Origin of the sequence: Paenibacillus sp. GbtcB18 (assembly GCF_019091125.1) — a bacterium.
In the GTDB taxonomy this organism is placed as follows: Bacteria; Bacillota; Bacilli; order Paenibacillales; family NBRC-103111; genus Paenibacillus_F; species Paenibacillus_F chitinolyticus.
The window spans coordinates 158,660-174,908 of record NZ_JAGXJX010000008.1 but is presented as its reverse complement, the minus strand read 5'-3'; the positions used below and the strand labels follow the sequence as shown (position 1 = coordinate 174,908).

The following is a 16,249-nucleotide window of genomic DNA, read 5'->3' as shown; positions in this document are numbered from 1 at the left end:
ATAACGTCATTCACCGTTCGGGTCACTTTAGTGGTACTTTCTCAAAAAAAGCCGGTTTATCCATCCGGATAACCAGCTTCATTCTCCAAACCTATTCCTTCTTCACTTGCTCAAACTCTTGTCTTCGCAAATCCCGATGCGCACTCAAAACTTCCTGTACTGCGTCCAGCTTAAAAAACGGTCAATGAACGAAATGGCCGTCTCTATGCCGTTCTCCTGCCTCAAGCCTATGCCAAGCTCGGCCGCTTTATTTTTCACTCGCTTGTGTTCAAGAACCTTTAACGCCTGCGTCAGTTTCTTTTGCGTTACCTTGTTTAGCGGCAGGCAGCTTCCCGCTCCCGTTGTGACGGTCAGCCTTCCCCACACCTTCTCCTCCGCGGAAGCCGGACAGACCAGAGCGGGAATTCCCGCTCTCAAGCTTGCATGCGCGGCAGCGGCAGAGCCCCGGTGTACGACGCTCCGGCAGCGGGGAAAGAGCCGGTCATAGTCGGCCTCTTCAATAGGCAGCGCATAGCCGGGCAGCTCGTGTCTAAGTCTGCCCAATGCCTCCCAGTCGGCCTCGATGACGGCTCTGCAGGAAAACTCCCTCGCGGCGTCCAAAGCGGTTCCGGTACAATGCGCCTGCGTCTGCAAGGGTAATCCGCTAAAACCGAAATAAAGAGGAGCCTCTCCCTCATCCAGCCATTGCTCCGTATCTTCACAGGACTTGCTTGAACAGATAAAATCACCGGTGCCCGCCGTCGTCGTTATCCACTCGCCCGTTACAATCCGTCCGGCGGCCCCTCCCCATTCGCCGGATCTCTTCAGGAAGCAGGCGCTGTATGCGTGAAGGACGGGAATATCCCGTAAAAGCAGCTTGTCTCGGACCGCATTGCAGGTTAGCGGCCATGCGTACCCGGCCTGCCGTTTCCTGACCGCCCCATAGAAGAAGGGCAGCTTCTTAAGAGCGTCCGAAACGACTGCGGCACTGCGGGATACTGGGCACGGAGGAGTCAGGGCGACCGCTATAAGTTTGCTGTTAAATTCATCCGAAACGGCCAGGGCACTTTCAAGCATGCGCAGATCGGCAATGATCAAATCCGATCCTGCGCAAATCTCCGGCAGATTCCCGTATCCGTCCCCGGCGCCCCCCTTTTCTAACCCGCCCTTCTTCGTTCCGGGAAATCTCCATACGCGTCTGGGCATAAGGGCGCGGCCTGTGCCGGAATGTGCCGGATAAGGATCCGAACCGGTCGGTACCCCTACCCCCGCTTCATACCCGCCGGCTCGAAGTGCGGAAGCGAGTGCGGCAAAAGGCTTGCCCGCTTCCGGATCATCATAAGGCAACAATGTGATTTTCATACGCTTTATTTCACCTATGAATCTTGCCGTACTTGCCAAACTTCCCGACCGCCGCCCGGACCATGCTCCTTAAACGATCTTTACGGCAAATAAATAAGTCGTATAGCCTTGCTCCCAGTTGGAGCGCAGCACAATCGAATAAACCCCGGGCTCTCTCGGCAGACGTATTCTTCCTTGGTCCATCTCTATTGCCTTATATAGTTCCTTCCCGTCCTCGTTTGTGATAACGGAGCATTCCATCTGCTGCGGTTCCATCCCTTTCGTATAACGGATGCCGATGTACGATCCGGGTTTTACCTCCACCGGGGGATATTCCGCCTGCTTAAGCAGGGTTAGGTCGGACCGGGAATCTTGGATGCACTCTACCCAGCACGAATTTCCCTGCAGCAGGGGAATATCCTGCATCCAAATGGACTCGTTCCGGAGCCTTTTCTCGTAGACAACTTCGGGCTTCGGAGCAGCCACGGCATCGTCGAACCTTATACTGTGCTGGTCTATGCTGGTTATCCCCGTGTCAGCGTTATACCCGACGTCGGAAGCCATATTGTCGGCTACAAAGCGTAGGGGAACATACACGTGCCCGTTGTAGTCAATGACCGAGAATTCCATTTCCCTCCCGTTTATAACGAATTTCTGAGAGCTGAGAAAGTCTAGGCTGAAGCTTAACGCGTAAGCCAGTATGCTTATCAAAGCCAATAAGCCGAGCGCTGCTGCGATAATTTTTTTCAAAAAAAACGGCCTTTCTTTACCAGATTTAAAGATGAACCCTGCTCATCTACTCGTTCAAATAAGTAGTCGCTTTGTTCTGAATCAGTTTCGCCACTTCTTCCGCCGGCTTCTGCCCGCTGAAATAGGCTCCCGCTTCCTCGCCGATAATGGACAGCACCTTCATATCATAAGCCGAGTAGCTGCCGGCTTTTTGAATAAACTCTTTGTACCGGTTAAATTGTTCGTCGGGTATGCTTTTCACAGGCTTTCCTGTCGGGAGCTTAAACGTTCCGGCTTTCACCTGCTTCTGAATCTCATCGAGCTTTTTGTCGTTCACTTCTTTAAGCAGGGAGAATCCTTTCAGATCTTGTAAGGACTGCACGTCTTTAGAGTAAAGAAAGGCAAGGAATGTCCACGCTTCCGCCTTGACGGGGGAATTTGCTGTCACGCCAAACTCGTCGGTCGGTATAATCCGGATTCCTCCCTTACTGCCCTCCTCATGCGGCTTCTGAAGCAGCTTCGGATTGGAGAAATACTCGTACGGCTTTTCGATCAGTTCCCGGGGCTTAAGGAAGGCCTCCGAATAGAACAAGGCGGTTTCTCCTTCTCCGATTTCGCTTGTCATTATTTTCTCATCGAATGTTTTTTTGATGGATTTCAGCAAATCTGTAAAGGACGTCGAATCAAACTTCGCTTTCATAGTGGCCGGATCGACAAGCTCTCCGTAACGATCCATGATGATCTCCTGCAGGATTACTCCCGGGTCGTCCGCAAAAACGGGCCGTTTCGCTTTGCCGCCCTCTCCTTCTTTCTCCCGGATTTTTTTCGCCGCCGCTTCAAACTGGTTCCACGTCCATTTGGCATCGTCGATTTGGACGTTCGCCTTCTTGATCGAATCGCCGTCTCCTATGTAAGTCCTTAAGTAGAAGGAGGAGGGGAGCGTATATAACCCGCCGTCCTTTTTCTTCAACCCGTTCAAAATATTCAGGTGTATGTCGTCCTTCTTTAAGGTTTTATCCTGTTCGAACATATCGTTCAAATTTGCAAGAAGCTTGCCTTTGACATATTTGTCGACGGGTAGATCGCTTAATTCCACAATATCCGGGCCCTTACCCGACAATAGGGCCGTATTCGTCGTCTTCACATACTTCTCGAAATCGCCGGGTTCCCATTTTTCGCCCGCCTGTTTGAGAGACTGAATTTGTAGATCGATGTCCGGATACTTCTCCTCGAATTTCTTCTCGATCACCTGGAAGAACGGATCGGGATTTCTTAAGGACAAGGTTACGACGGTTTTCCCTTCTTTGCTTTTCGGTTTCTCTTTATTCGAAGTCCCTCCGGCTTCCCCGCTTCCCCCGGCTCCGCAAGCACTAGTTGCAAGCGCCGCACAAATTAACACGACCCCTACCTGTTTTCTCATCATCTGAAATCCTCTCCTAACCGATTATGGTCTATCGTTTTCATGATCGTTTGGTACAGCTATCTTCCTTGCTACTGCAGGCGAACCCGGTTGTTATCCTGTAAAGGCTCGCTGCTTTTGAGAATAATGAGGTCTTTTTCGTTCAGGCTATCGGATTGAATCACCGTCTCCGACTCATTGGTTTCGCTGGAACGGACGGGGACTCTGCGGACTACGAAAACGTTGCCCAGCGCGCCCTTCTGTTCTTCGATCTTATAAATGAACTTGCCGTCGCGCTCCTGATGAACCGCGTCGCTTGAAACCTTAAACCCTTGCTGCACGGAACGCTTCGTGAGCTTGACAGCGGCACGCTCGCCGCCTTTCAGCTCCGGGCCTTCCACTTTAATGCGCAGCGACTTCCGCGCAGCCGTGCGGCCCCCGCTCTCCCCCGCCTCCGCACCGGAGGAACCGGCCGCAAGCGGTTCGGCCTCCGCCGTCTCTTCAACGGTGCCCTCGATGAGGCGGGGCTGCTGTTCCGGCGTGCCGAACCCTACCTCGATCTTCGTCCCGGCGGTAATTCCAAGGCTGGTCAGCAGAGCCGCATCGGCCGCAAATTCGAACCGGTACCCCTTGGCGCTGTCCGCGATGATGATCTCGGGCTCTCCCGCCGGTTTGGTTCCCGCGACGGCATTCACTTTCGTGATCACGCCCTCGAAGGGAGCGGACAGATCCTTCTGATCTGCCAGCGCTTCCCGCAAACCGGCGACTTTGCGCTCCTGCATGCTGATATCGAGCTTGCGTGTCTCCATCTCCCGGGTGACGCTCCGGACCTTTAGTTCATCGCCCTCCGTGGACGCCGCAATGAACTGGTCCTGCGCGTTTTGCAGCTCGATCCTCAGCTTTTCCAGCTGCGTGGTCTCATCCTGCAGCTCCCGTTCGGCGGACTTGCTGTCATAGCTAACCAGCTTCTGCCCTTTCTTCACACGGTCTCCCTCTTTCACAAGGACCGCTTTGACCTTCAGGCCCGCGGGATTGCTCAGTTTCTCTTCCGCAAGCGGCCGCAGAACCCCGGTTCCTTCGAGCGTATGCACCAGACTTCCATACACCGCACTCTCTGTTCTCACTTTGGGTAGTGTCAGCGCCTGCAGCGTGTTGCTGAATAAGGTGAAGAGAATCAGTGCCCCGATGAATAAACCGGCAATGATCCGGATATTTCTTTTGCGCTTAAGATCTTTACTCGCTTCCTGCTCCATTCCCGAGCTTTCCTCCCCTTGCAGAACCTACCCTTTGATGCCGGACAATTGAATGCCTTCAATAAAATTCGTCTCCGCGTACAGAAACAGCAGCACCATCGGCGTCATATAAAGCATGGATGCGGCGAAGGCGATCCCCTGCTCTCCCTGATTCACCCTCGATAAGTAAACGGAGAGCGGCTGCTTGAACGGATCGTCCAGAAAAATAAGCGGCTGCTCCACCATGTTCCAGTAATCGACGAACAACAGGACCGCCAGAGCGGATACGCCCGGTTTGACCATCGGAATAATGATGGTGGAGAAAATCCGCCAATGTCCGGCTCCGTCCATCTTGGCCGCTTCGATATAAGCGTACGGGATGTGCAGCATGTATTGCCGGAGCATGAACACGCCGAAAGCCGCGAAAATTCCGGGCAGTATGATGGCGCCGGGACTGTGGAGCAGCCCCATTTTATCCGCCATGATGTAATTGGGCACCAGCGTCACTTGGAACGGCATTAGCATCGTCAGAACATAAACGAGAAACAAGGTCTCCCTGCCCCGGAAACGGAGCTTGGAGAACGCGTAAGCCGCCAATGCGGCCACGACCGTCTGACCGGCAATAATGGGGACTACCAGGAAGACCGAGTTCCAGAACATCATCAGAAATCTCGGACTGTGAATCAGCACTTCGCCGTACTGTCCCAGCGTTACCAGATCGGGCAGCAGCTTCAAATTAACGAACGCGTTCGCTTCCGAGCCCGCCGTATCGTTCATTTTGCCGATGAGCCCATAGTTGATCCCGATTTCCCGTTCGGTCATGAGAGAATTTGTGAAAGTTATCACAATAGGTACTAATATGATTCCCGCGATAACCGCCAGTATGGCCGTCACCGCTCCTTTTTTCAGCAGCTTAAACCCTTGCAATCTTCTCTCCCCCGCTATTCAAGAAAACTCCGGAAACGGCGTTCCAGCGCAAACAGTACTAAAACCAGAAGCAAAATACAGCCCGTCATCAGCGTTGCGGCTGCCGTCAATTTGGGAATATCCAGGGACATGAACATGTTGTTCATATAATGCTGCAGCATGTAGATGCTGTCGTGCGGATAATCCCCCGCTATCAGGTAGGTTTCCCGGAACACCTTGAACGAGTTGATGACGGACATAATCGTGACGAAAAATAGCGTCGAGGTTAAATAGACCAGCGTAATGCTGCGGAATTGGCGAAACGGGCCCGCGCCTTCGATCCTGGCTGTCTCGTAATAATCTTTGGGGATTTGCTGAAGCCCCGCCAGGAACAAAATCATGTTGTAGCCGATGTTCTTCCACAGATAGACAGCGATCACGACGCTTCGGGCGGCATCCGTCTTCATCCAATCCACACGCGCCCGCTCGAAATAGCCCAGCCAAGCGTTAACCGATCCGTTCCAGTCCAGCAGAATCTGCCACACGAGAACAACGGAAGCCGCGGGAACGACTAGGGGCAGCACGAAAGCGGTCCGGATCCATCTCCGGATATAGATGTTTTGATTAAGCAGCACCGCTAGAATTAACGACAGAAGAATCATCAGCGGAACACTGACCAGCGTAAAAAAAGCGGTATTCCGGGCAGCCTTGCGGAACGATTCGCTCGCCAGAAGCTCACGGTAATGCTCGAAGCCGACGAACCGGTTGTCGGCCGTACTCTCCACGAATGAATCATACACGCCCATGACAAACGGGATGAGATAGAACATCATGAATCCCAGCGCGCTCGGCGCCAGGAACATCAGAACGGCCGCCGTATCCGTACGGGCGCGTCTAAACATCCCCGGCTTCAACCCGGTACACGAACTGTCGTGGTTGCATACATGGACCGATCCTTTCCCTATTTTTCGGATAAGCAGGGACTGTTCCTTGCTAGTTCCAGAATAGGGAATAATCTTTAAGTAACAAGTAGGGTAAAAATAAAATTTTTCTTAAATCGTTCGCTCAGTAGGCGCCGACGTCCCCTGGTCCGAATGATTTTTTGGCAGCCGAACTTCAAACAGCGTCCGGACCGGATTGCTTTGAACCGAAACCGTACCGTTATGGCGTTCCACAATGTTCTTCGTGATGAACAAGCCGAGTCCCGTACTCCCCGTCCGATGATTACGCGCTTGATCCGCCGTATAAAACATATCGAAGATACGCGGAAGCTCCTCCGGCGGAATGCTGTCCCCGTAGTTGACGACCTGAACAACCGCCTCTTCTCCTTCGGACGCCGCGATAACGTCGACATACTGCCCGTCGCTGCCGTAGCGGATGGCGTTCGTCAGAAGGTTTTCAAACACGCGGGCAAGCAGCTCCCCGTCTCCCCACAGATGCAGCGGCTGATCCGCGTTTAATCTCAGCGTGAGCTGATTTTTCTCGAACATCGGGTACAATTCCTCGTTCAGCTGGATAAGCAGCTCGCCGAGATCGATCCGGTTTCTCTCGACCTTGAGCATGCCGTAATTCATCCGGGTAATTTCAAACAGTTCATCCACAAGCTTCTCCAGTCTCTGCGACTTGGTAAACGCGATCTGGGTAAAATGCCTGACCTGTTCGGAGGATAACTCCTTGTCCCGCAATATAAAATCCAGATAGCCCAGCACGGAAGTAAGCGGGGTCCGCAAATCGTGCGCCAAATTGAGCACCAGCTGATCTTTGCTGCTTTCCGCAAAATCGCCCCGGTTTACGGCTTCCTGCAGCTTCTCGCTTGCAAGATTAATGTCTTTGGCGATAGCTTCGAATTCATCGTTGGAAGCCACGTGAACCCGACTGTTGAAGTCGCCGCTGGCAAGACGGTGGATTCCGTCCGATATTTCCCGGAAATAGACCGCGTAGGATCTCGTAAAGAAGAAGAAAAACAAAATTACCATCGGGATAAAAAACAGCAGAAAAAAGTTGATATCCCCGATCTTGTGCAGAAACAGGCGGAAATAAGCGAGCGGGTCTTCAAATTTGACCTGGGAACGGTAATAGATCTGAAGAACTTTATAGATCAGATAAGTAATCAGGCCGGCCAGAAGCATGCTTATTCCCAGCAGCAGAATCATTTTGGTCCGGAAGCTCCGTATCATGTTAGGCATTGAACGTGTACCCTACTCCCCATATCGTTTTAATCAATTTGTTCTTATTTACATCTTCCCCGAGCTTTTTGCGGAGAGTGCGGATATGAACCATGACCGTGTTCCCTCCCTCATAGTACGCGCCTCCCCACACCTGCTGGAAGATGTTTTCGACGCTGAACACTTTCTTCGGATATCTCGCCAAAAGATACAAAATATCGAATTCCTTCGGGGTTAGCTCGACCAAATTTCCGTACAGGCTGACGGTGCGCTGCTCCGGATATATCACCAATCCTCCCGACTCCAGGATCGGCTTGTCTGCTGCAGCCGCCTGATTCATCTGCAGAAACCGGCGCAGGTGGGCATTCACTCGGGCGACCAGTTCCATCGGGTTGAACGGCTTCGTGATATAGTCGTCCGCACCTCTTACGAGACCCGAAATTTTATCGAGATCCGTCGCTTTAGCGCTCAAAAAAATGATCGGCATATTGTGTTTCTCCCGAATTTGGTGCGTCACTTCGTAACCGTCCATTTTCGGCATCATAATATCCAAAATTGCCAAATCTACCGAATGGGTCTGAACCGCTTGCAGAGCGTCGTGCCCGTTATGTGCTTTTACGCAGTCATATCCTTCTTTAGTCAGATGCATCTCTATTAAATCCGCAATTTCCACTTCATCATCGGCGATCAGTATGGTGATACGCTTCATGCGATCCTCTCCTTCGATTTCACGATTATTCGAATCTCTCTGTCCCTTTATCATACTCATTTTTTGCCGTAAGGACAGGCTGTTATTATCCCGGCGATGAATTCATAGAGAATCGTAATAATTTCGAAAGTTTTTCTTAGGAAGAAGTTAACTGTTAGGCTTCATAATACTAGACAGCTGAAGCCCTCGTGAGAATTGAGAGGAGAAACGTTATTTATGAACTTGAAAACGATCCTGCTGGGTGGAACCGCCGCTGCTATTATACTGGTTTTGGCCTGGAATTCCTTGGATCTTACCCGGCATCGTTCGGCATCCCCCGTACCGGAGCCGTCAGTATCCGAACCCTTTATATCCGAACCGGCTGCCGGCAAATCGGGGAAAAATCAGCTTGTTAACGAGTCCATAGAAGGGGAAGCCGCCGTTCTGATGGATGCCGAAACCGGAAAACTATTGTTCGGGAAAAATAAAGACCTTCGCCTCTATCCCGCAAGCACGACCAAAATCGTAACGGCGCTGGTTGCTCTCGAAAAAGGCGGACTCCAGGACCCGGTCACCGTCGGTGATGAAGTCCGTTTAACTACTAAGGGAGAGAGCACGGCGGGCTTGCGGGAGGGCCAAACCCTTACGCTCCGGGACCTGATCGTTGCCATGATGCTGCCCTCGGGCAACGATGCGGCCAGGACGGTCGCCCGCTATATTGCGGAGAAAGACAGCGGCCGCAAGCTCTCCGCGCAGAAGAGCATCGATTATTTTGCCGGTCTGATGAACGCGAAAGCCTCCAAGCTTGGCGCCAAAAAGAGCCATTTTACGAATCCGCACGGGCTGCACGATCCGGGACATTACACGACTGCGGGCGATATGGCTCTACTAAGCCGCGAAGCCATGAAGAACAAAGTGTTCAGCTCCATCGTCAGCGAACCGAAACAGGCCGTCGCCGTATCGTCCGGTTCCCTTACTTACGTAAACCGCAATCAGCTTCTTCAGGAAGAAAGCGAATTTTATGTGCAGGGTGTAAACGGGGTGAAGACGGGCTTTACGGATGAAGCCGGTTATTGTCTCGTATCCTCGGCAACTTTGAACGGAAAGAAATTTATCGGCGTCGTGCTTCATTCGAGCTCAAGCGGCGTCTATACGGATACCCGCTCCCTTCTGGAGTACGCGAAGAACAGATAGATCCGTCCGACTGCCGCCTGTATCGGGCGCTGCCATAAGCGTATATAAAAGATCCGCCCGGAACTCTGCTTCCCGGCGGATTTTTCGTATCAGGCTGCGACTTCGCCCCGGCTTCCGAACCGGCCGCACCTTCAGAAGGGATTTAAGGGATTCAAAAGTGCGTTTCTTCCAAAAAAGATCTATGCAAAAGCAAAAAATTATATCATGCTTAGATGGGGTACCAAATAATGGAACGCGACTGAGAGGCGATTCTTATGTACAGAGTGGCTATTTGCGACGATGAGGAAAAACAAAGAGAGCTTGTTAAAAATATTCTGATCACTCTCTCGATAAAAACCAATATAGAATTCGAAATCGAATTATTCGGCTCGGGCGAGCAGCTCACAGCCTATTATGAGCGCCAGGAAACCCCGTTCCATATTTTACTGCTGGATGTTGAAATGGGCGGGATTAACGGCATTCAAACCGCCCGGAGAATAAGAGAATTAAACAACCTGGATGAACAAATTATTTTTCTGACCGGCTACCCCGAATATATGATAGAAAGTTTTGACGTCATGACATTCCAGTATCTGATCAAACCCGTCGCCCCCTCAATCTTGGAGGAGAAAATCATTAAGCTGTGCCAATACTTCCAAGCCCTTGACAAAAAATTTATGGTCATCAAGTCGGCCTATGACGAAATCGTGATCAAATACGACGACCTCATTAGTATCGAAGCCGCCAAAAGCTTAACGATAAAAAGCAAGCTTCATTTTACGACCGTTAATCAAACCTATGAAAGCAAAGGAACGATTTCAGATTATGCGCTTGCCTTAAAAGATCATAAATTTCTGCAAATCCACCGATCCATTATTATTAACCTGCTGCATGTGAGAAAGTTTGCCAAGGGAGTTGTCCTCATGTCCAATGGCACGGAATTACCCATAGGCCGTTCTAAAGTTAAAGAGGTTAAAGATGTATACACCAAATTTATGATCATGAAGGTCGATGGCTATGATTCTAACTAATTTGCCCATTTTCTTTAGCATGGTCGTTGTAATGGCCGTCCAAATTAATTTTTTCTTCAACTCGGTTTTCGATAAAACCATGCAAAAACGCAGCCGTTTCATTTACTTCCTTATCTTCGGGCTGCTCGGTTACATGTACCTCGTTACTTCCTTATCGCCTGCATTATCTTCGATTGTATCCTTATTTCTCATCTTTACTATCGCGCTCTCTTATCAAGTGGAATTTAGAATGAAACTCATTTTTTCCATGCTTTACGGCGTTTTGATGTCTATCTCTAATACAATCTCCCTTTATATTTTATATACGCTGGATCATGTTGAATTTGACACCCTTGACCTTGTCACTCAGCCCGCCGCTCAAACTTCCTACACGAAACTTACTTTCCTCAGCTGCATGATCATGTTCGTCGTCATTCAGATTATACGGCTCATTGCCAAACGCAGAAGCTTCTCTTTGCCTTATCGTTACTACGTCCTATTCTTGGTAATTCCGCTCCTAAGTTTCTATCACCTGAATATTTTAACGTATAAGAGCTTCTATTCTTTCCTTTCCGCCATCGGCTTTCTTTTCTTGAACGTGATGATTATCTATATTTTTGATACGATTATGGATAAATTTCAATTCATGCACGAGAACGCCCAGCTCCAGCAGCAAATGGACTATCAGGATGCGAATTACGAGAAAGTCGTTCACAGCTTCAAATCCATCAAACGAATCATTCACGATACGAACCAGCAGTTTTTATATATCGAAGAGTGTATTAAGCGAAATGAGCCGGCGGCGGCAGTGGAACATATTAAAACGACCTTAAACAAAGTCGAGGGAGCCTATCATAGGGTGAATACGGGAAATCTGGTGATTGACGCCCTTGTCACCAATACACTGGATATCGGACAAGCCAATGGGATCCGAATCGATACCAGGCTTAACCTGCGCTCGCATGAAATTCCTATAGACCGCTACGATTTGTGTGTCGTTATGGGAAATATGCTGGATAACGCGATTGAAGCTTCCAAACATATCAAGATCGCGGAAGACAGGTATATTCTGATCAAAATACATGCGACCGAGTCTGCCCTTCTCATTCACATCTTGAATCATATGGAGAAGGAAGATGCCCGCTTGCACAGCCGGAAACCAAACCCGGAATTTCATGGGATCGGATTAACCAATATCGCCAGAATTTGCGACAAGTACGGCGGTCATATGACCCTTGAAACGAAACACAAACAGTTTAATAATATGGTGCTCCTGCCCTTCCTAACGAACAATCCCTAGACAACATGCTGTTTAGGGATTGTTTTTTTCGTTTCAGGGCCTTTTTCCATCTCTCTACCATTTTCCATATATGATTAATTCAGCAAGTAAATTCAAAACTGAACCGCAAGGAGGAATTATTCATGAAGAAGATGGTTTCCGTATTGATGACCGCCATGCTTTTAACGGTACCGGTCACCTCTGCATTTGCTCAAACGACTCAGGATCCTGTTAAGGAAAAGGCAAAAGTACTGGCTTCGAAGATTGTGTCCGACTATGGGGTCAGCGGGATACAGTATGCGATCAGGGATCACGGCTCCGTTGTTTTATCCGGCAGTGCGGGTGTAAAAGATAAAGCTGCCGACAGCCCGGTAACAAGCGACACGATGTTCGGAATAGGTTCTATAAGTAAAGTGTATGTAACGGCTGCAGCATTGAAACTGGCGGAAACCAATCGGATTGAACTCGATAAACCGCTGATCACGTATTTGAAAGACTTTAAGATGGCCGACGAACGGTATAAGAAGATCACACCGCGCATGTTGATGAATCATTCTTCGGGCCTTTACGGCAGTCATTATGAGAACGGCTTTTTGTTCGAGGACAATGATACGAAAACGCATGATGAATTATTGGCCAAATTACGTTCCGAACACTTAAAGGCAGACCCCGGTGAATTTTCGGTCTATTGCAACGATGGTTTTCAACTGCTTGAAATCTTGGTTGAACGTATAAGCGGATTAAGTTACAGCGATTTTCTTAAAACCCATTTTAGCAAGCCTCTCGATTTAAGCTCTACTAAAACACCGCGCGATACATTTGATAGAACCAAGCTTGCAAAAACGTATGCGCCTGAGATCGATCAGGCTTTGCCTGTAGAAAATGTCAATCTCATCGGGACGGGAGGCATTTACTCCACGGCTGAAGATGTAAGCAAGTTCGGCGATGTCCTAATCGGTAACCGGACGGATATTTTATCCGAGAAGTCGGCCAAGGCTATGCAAAGTCATGAGTATCGAAAAGGGGTGTGGGTACCGGAAGAGACCAACACCATTAATTACGGCCTCGGTTGGGACGCCGTCAAGCTCGCTCCGTTCGATGATTACGGAATCACGGCGCTATCCAAAGGCGGGGATACGCAAATGTATCATGCAAATCTGACCACCCTGCCTGAACATGATATTTCTGTAGCGGTGCTTTCATCAGGAGGGTCCTCTACTTTCAATAGTATTATGAGCTCGAATATTTTACTCGAATATTTAAAAACCAAAGGCATCATTAAAGAGATTTTGCCTGCAAAGACATTCCAACCGGCCGTAAAAGTGGATATGCCGTCGGAGCTGCGGGCTTACTCCGGATTGTACGGTTCCACGGGTAAAACGGTAAATCTGGAGTTCAAGAACGGAGAGGTTGATTTCCCTGCTCTGTTCGGCGGATTGGTACCGGCTCAAAAATATGTCTATACGGGCAACCGACAATTCAAAAATAGAGATGGAAATTTAACCCTTGGCTTTGACCAAGCGAAAAATGGAAACACCTATTTAAAACTTAACGCTTATTTGAATCTTCCGGGATTAGGTCAAACGGTTATGGTCACCTATGAATATCAAAAACTGGATGCCAACCGTCTGGACCAAACAACTAAAAAGGCATGGGAACAAAGAAACGGAAAGAAATACTACGCCTTGGATGAAAAAATAACTTCCGTCGGTTATGGGAACCAAGCTCTTTTAACCCAAGAAATAACCGTTAATGCCGATTACGGATACGCCTCCGGCACTAAAATCGTGAACCCGAATAAAGCCGTCAACGCAATTGCTATTCCAGTCATGAACGGCAGAGACTCGTTTGACTTGAATTTTTATAAAAAGAATCACACGGAGTATTTAACCATCGCCGGACAATCGTATATCCATGAAGATGGTGTACAGCCCTTCTCCCAAGGAAGCTCCGCAATTCGCAGCATATCATCCAATGGTCAGGCCGTATGGTATAAAATTGATAAACAATCAGCCGGCCGGGTGTTGACCGTTAAGGCTCCGGCAAGCGGGGGATTCGCCGTTTATGACGCGAAGGGAAAGCTTGTGAACTTCTCCAAGATAAGCAAAAATTATTCGACCGTACTGCTTGAGGGCGGGCTGATCGTTTTCGGCGGTCATGCGGGCGATGTATTCAAAATTGATTTGAAAACTAAATAAAACGAGATAACGAATAAACCAGGCAGCGGACCGCTGTCTGGTTTATTCGTTTAAGATTCTCTCATCGCAAACCTTCTCCCGTTAAAACCAGAACGTCTACGTCGATAAAATTGTCTTCGTATTCACTAGTTCCATACCCATGAACACATCCGCTCTTACATAGGGCATGGGCCCGATCCGCTCGACGGGAACGTGTTTGAATCCAACCGATTCATAAAGATGAACGGCGTTTGGCAGCTTGGTGCTGCTGCCCAAAAACAGCGATGTTGCGCCAAGCCCACGTGCGTGGTTAATGGCGGCATGAATGATCTTCCGTCCGTATCCGCGCCCCCGCAACTCAGGTGTAACGCTCATCTTCGAGAGCTCGAACACGCCGGCCCCAGTCGGCACGAGTGCAACGCATCCGACGATCGAATCGCCATCGCGTGCGATGAGTACGTCTCCTCCTCTGTTCTTGATGTTCTCCACCGGGTTATCGAGGATGACCCTGTCCGCCTCTTCGATGGTGAAGATTCGGGCGATCCATTCCTCGTTAAGTGTTTTGAAGGCCAGAGCTTCTTCGGGCGTCTGCATCGAAGTGATCGTGAGCACTGTTTCATGCATGCTATGTTTCCTCCTCTTGTTACCCCTGCCGTTTATTATTAGTATTTCATTACATCGTCGCCTACAGGATCAGTCCTGTCATCAAATAAACAGCGAATCATTGAAGCCATCGCCGCTCGTTTCATGGGTATGTCTTGCGGGTCTACCTGCCTTGTGCTTTATCGCCCCTTAATGTCATACAAGTGCTTGAGGCATGAGCGATGAGTTTACCGTTCTCGTCAGTAATATCGCATTGGATGAACCCAATTGTTTGTCCCCGCTTATACAGCGTAGCATGGGCCTTTATTTTGGCGTTCCACACAGGTCTAAAAAAGTTTACTTTCATCTCGATCGTGGTGAAGGTTTCGTCTTTTTGCAAGGTAGATCCGTAGGCAATTCCCATGGCCATGTCGGCAAGAATGCCGATGATGCCGCCGTTGCATGTGCCTTGGGGATTCGCATGTTGTTCCGAAGCCTGCATTTCATACGTGGCCTCGCCCTCTTCTACGCTAATTAGCTTCAGTCCCATAAGGAGCTCAACGGGAGACGGCTCCGATTCTCCGTTCAGTACGTTCCGATAATGATCAAGAATGCTCATTTTGCATATTCACCTGCATCTTTCCTCGTCTCTGAGTCAAATTATTAATCACCAGCGCGATGATCACGATGAAGGTCCCTGCCAACTGTAACCTTCCGACTTCAACGCCCTGGAGGGCACTGATCGTGACTGTCGTAACAGGGACGATGTTCATAAATAGCATGCCGTTCTCCGGCTTCAACATTTTATTGCCGACGTTCCATGTGAACACGGCAAGTACACCTGCAATCAGGATCATATACAGTAGTTCTGCCCCTGCGCTTCCGATCCTTTCCGCACTTGGTATCGTCAAGGCTCCGAAAACCGTTGCCGACAGCACGATTAAAATATTCATCAAGGATCCGAAGCATGTTGTCAGAGCGGTGTAGCGAAGCGGCGACCAGCCTGCAAATTGATTGCCACCCATCGTATAAATGACCCAGCATAGAGCGCCGAGCATAATCAGCAGACTGGCGCCAATGTGCTCTTTAATTTGAACGATTAGGGAGGGATCTCCATTCGTTATGACCAGCATTGCGCCTAAAAGCGCAATGAAAATTGAAATAAAAGTAGATAAATTGGGTTTACTTTTATGCAGAGCCCAATTTACGCATGTCGTCATTAGCGGCATTAATGCCATGATAACGGAGGCAATGATTGCGCCTGACGGTCCGCTGAGCTTTTGTCCGACAAAGGTAAGAAAGCCGAATCCCGAAAAACCTACAGCACCAAAAAACAGTAATTTCCATGATTCTCCCTCCAATCGGAGAACGTTCTTCCCTTCGAAAACGATCAGCATTCCCAAAAGAATGAGGCCTGCCCAAATGTAGCGAATCGTCGTGAAATAGAACGGGTCGAGAACCTTCAAGGCGACTTGCATGACGGGAAACATGCCTCCCCACGCCAGCGCAGGAATCAAACAATAGGTGACGCCTCTTAATAAAGTGTTTCTGTTCATTCCTAAAACCTTCTTTCATGAGCGATGTGGATT

15 protein-coding genes are annotated in these 16,249 nt (G+C 49.4%); 4 read left to right on the top strand and 11 right to left on the bottom strand.

Annotation, left to right across the window (positions count from 1 at the left end; genetic code table 11):
• Nucleotides 1-144: 144 nt before the first annotated feature.
• The 8 genes from KVT34_RS22145 to KVT34_RS22110 form a co-directional block, all read right to left on the bottom strand.
• Nucleotides 145-1,341 (bottom strand): nucleotide disphospho-sugar-binding domain-containing protein, encoded by a 1,197-nt coding sequence (locus tag KVT34_RS22145; protein ID WP_217561160.1) that lies wholly within the window; start codon nucleotides 1,339-1,341, stop codon nucleotides 145-147.
• Between the two features lie 69 nt (nucleotides 1,342-1,410).
• Entirely contained in the window at nucleotides 1,411-2,070 is a 660-nt protein-coding gene (locus KVT34_RS22140; RefSeq protein ID WP_217561158.1) for a copper amine oxidase N-terminal domain-containing protein, read from the bottom strand.
• Nucleotides 2,071-2,116: 46 nt separating this feature from the next.
• Nucleotides 2,117-3,472 carry an ABC transporter substrate-binding protein gene (locus tag KVT34_RS22135; RefSeq protein ID WP_254635060.1) on the bottom strand — a complete coding sequence of 452 codons (1,356 nt, stop codon included), beginning with the start codon at nucleotides 3,470-3,472 and terminating at the stop codon, nucleotides 2,117-2,119.
• A gap of 68 nt (nucleotides 3,473-3,540) precedes the next feature.
• Nucleotides 3,541-4,701, bottom strand: a complete 1,161-nt coding sequence (locus tag KVT34_RS22130) for an efflux RND transporter periplasmic adaptor subunit (protein WP_217561156.1) — start codon at nucleotides 4,699-4,701, stop codon at nucleotides 3,541-3,543.
• Between the two features lie 27 nt (nucleotides 4,702-4,728).
• Nucleotides 4,729-5,607, bottom strand: coding sequence for a carbohydrate ABC transporter permease (locus KVT34_RS22125; RefSeq protein WP_217561154.1), 879 nt, complete (start codon nucleotides 5,605-5,607; stop codon nucleotides 4,729-4,731).
• A 14-nt stretch (nucleotides 5,608-5,621) separates the two neighbouring features.
• Nucleotides 5,622-6,488: a carbohydrate ABC transporter permease gene (locus tag KVT34_RS22120; protein ID WP_217561152.1), complete on the bottom strand. Its 867-nt coding sequence runs from the start codon at nucleotides 6,486-6,488 to the stop codon at nucleotides 5,622-5,624.
• A gap of 150 nt (nucleotides 6,489-6,638) precedes the next feature.
• Nucleotides 6,639-7,772 (bottom strand): sensor histidine kinase, encoded by a 1,134-nt coding sequence (locus KVT34_RS22115; RefSeq protein ID WP_217561150.1) that lies wholly within the window; start codon nucleotides 7,770-7,772, stop codon nucleotides 6,639-6,641.
• Nucleotides 7,765-8,460: a response regulator transcription factor gene (locus KVT34_RS22110; protein WP_217561148.1), complete on the bottom strand. Its 696-nt coding sequence runs from the start codon at nucleotides 8,458-8,460 to the stop codon at nucleotides 7,765-7,767. The genes KVT34_RS22115 and KVT34_RS22110 overlap by 8 nt, the downstream gene beginning before the upstream one ends.
• A gap of 216 nt (nucleotides 8,461-8,676) precedes the next feature.
• Between KVT34_RS22110 and KVT34_RS22105 the strand changes: the two genes are divergently transcribed.
• From KVT34_RS22105 to KVT34_RS22090, 4 genes are all read left to right on the top strand, one after another.
• Nucleotides 8,677-9,633, top strand: coding sequence for a D-alanyl-D-alanine carboxypeptidase family protein (locus KVT34_RS22105; protein ID WP_217561146.1), 957 nt, complete (start codon nucleotides 8,677-8,679; stop codon nucleotides 9,631-9,633).
• 254 nt (nucleotides 9,634-9,887) lie between these two features.
• Nucleotides 9,888-10,643, top strand: a complete 756-nt coding sequence (locus tag KVT34_RS22100; RefSeq protein WP_217561143.1) for a LytR/AlgR family response regulator transcription factor — start codon at nucleotides 9,888-9,890, stop codon at nucleotides 10,641-10,643.
• Complete coding sequence (locus KVT34_RS22095) at nucleotides 10,630-11,922, top strand: ATP-binding protein (protein ID WP_217561141.1); 1,293 nt, start codon at nucleotides 10,630-10,632, stop codon at nucleotides 11,920-11,922. The genes KVT34_RS22100 and KVT34_RS22095 overlap by 14 nt, the downstream gene beginning before the upstream one ends.
• Before the next feature lie 122 nt (nucleotides 11,923-12,044).
• The gene (locus KVT34_RS22090; protein WP_217561139.1) at nucleotides 12,045-14,099 is read left to right on the top strand and encodes a serine hydrolase domain-containing protein; all 2,055 of its coding nucleotides are present in this window, start codon (nucleotides 12,045-12,047) and stop codon (nucleotides 14,097-14,099) included.
• Nucleotides 14,100-14,195: 96 nt separating this feature from the next.
• On the opposite strand, the gene KVT34_RS22085 is transcribed toward KVT34_RS22090, so the two are convergent.
• From KVT34_RS22085 to KVT34_RS22075, 3 genes are all read right to left on the bottom strand, one after another.
• A complete protein-coding gene (locus KVT34_RS22085) occupies nucleotides 14,196-14,702 on the bottom strand; it encodes a GNAT family N-acetyltransferase (RefSeq protein ID WP_217561137.1) in 507 nt (168 codons plus the stop codon).
• Nucleotides 14,703-14,844: 142 nt separating this feature from the next.
• Complete coding sequence (locus KVT34_RS22080) at nucleotides 14,845-15,279, bottom strand: PaaI family thioesterase (protein ID WP_217561135.1); 435 nt, start codon at nucleotides 15,277-15,279, stop codon at nucleotides 14,845-14,847.
• Nucleotides 15,266-16,216: a DMT family transporter gene (locus KVT34_RS22075; RefSeq protein WP_217561133.1), complete on the bottom strand. Its 951-nt coding sequence runs from the start codon at nucleotides 16,214-16,216 to the stop codon at nucleotides 15,266-15,268. Before KVT34_RS22075 ends, KVT34_RS22080 begins: the two co-directional genes overlap by 14 nt.
• Nucleotides 16,217-16,249: the final 33 nt, after the last annotated feature.

Bases quoted from the DNA above. Each gene is read 5' to 3' on its own strand.
- KVT34_RS22145 (WP_217561160.1), bottom strand. From the start codon at position 1,341: ATGAAAATCACATTGTTGCCTTATGATGATCCGGAAGCGGGCAAGCCT.
- KVT34_RS22135 (WP_254635060.1), bottom strand. From the start codon at position 3,472: ATGATGAGAAAACAGGTAGGGGTCGTGTTAATTTGTGCGGCGCTTGCA.
- KVT34_RS22130 (WP_217561156.1), bottom strand. From the start codon at position 4,701: ATGGAGCAGGAAGCGAGTAAAGATCTTAAGCGCAAAAGAAATATCCGG.
- KVT34_RS22120 (WP_217561152.1), bottom strand. From the start codon at position 6,488: ATGTTTAGACGCGCCCGTACGGATACGGCGGCCGTTCTGATGTTCCTG.
- KVT34_RS22115 (WP_217561150.1), bottom strand. From the start codon at position 7,772: ATGCCTAACATGATACGGAGCTTCCGGACCAAAATGATTCTGCTGCTG.
- KVT34_RS22110 (WP_217561148.1), bottom strand. From the start codon at position 8,460: ATGAAGCGTATCACCATACTGATCGCCGATGATGAAGTGGAAATTGCG.
- KVT34_RS22105 (WP_217561146.1), top strand. From the start codon at position 8,677: ATGAACTTGAAAACGATCCTGCTGGGTGGAACCGCCGCTGCTATTATA.
- KVT34_RS22100 (WP_217561143.1), top strand. From the start codon at position 9,888: ATGTACAGAGTGGCTATTTGCGACGATGAGGAAAAACAAAGAGAGCTT.
- KVT34_RS22095 (WP_217561141.1), top strand. From the start codon at position 10,630: ATGATTCTAACTAATTTGCCCATTTTCTTTAGCATGGTCGTTGTAATG.
- KVT34_RS22090 (WP_217561139.1), top strand. From the start codon at position 12,045: ATGAAGAAGATGGTTTCCGTATTGATGACCGCCATGCTTTTAACGGTA.
- KVT34_RS22085 (WP_217561137.1), bottom strand. From the start codon at position 14,702: ATGCATGAAACAGTGCTCACGATCACTTCGATGCAGACGCCCGAAGAA.
- KVT34_RS22080 (WP_217561135.1), bottom strand. From the start codon at position 15,279: ATGAGCATTCTTGATCATTATCGGAACGTACTGAACGGAGAATCGGAG.
- KVT34_RS22075 (WP_217561133.1), bottom strand. From the start codon at position 16,216: ATGAACAGAAACACTTTATTAAGAGGCGTCACCTATTGTTTGATTCCT.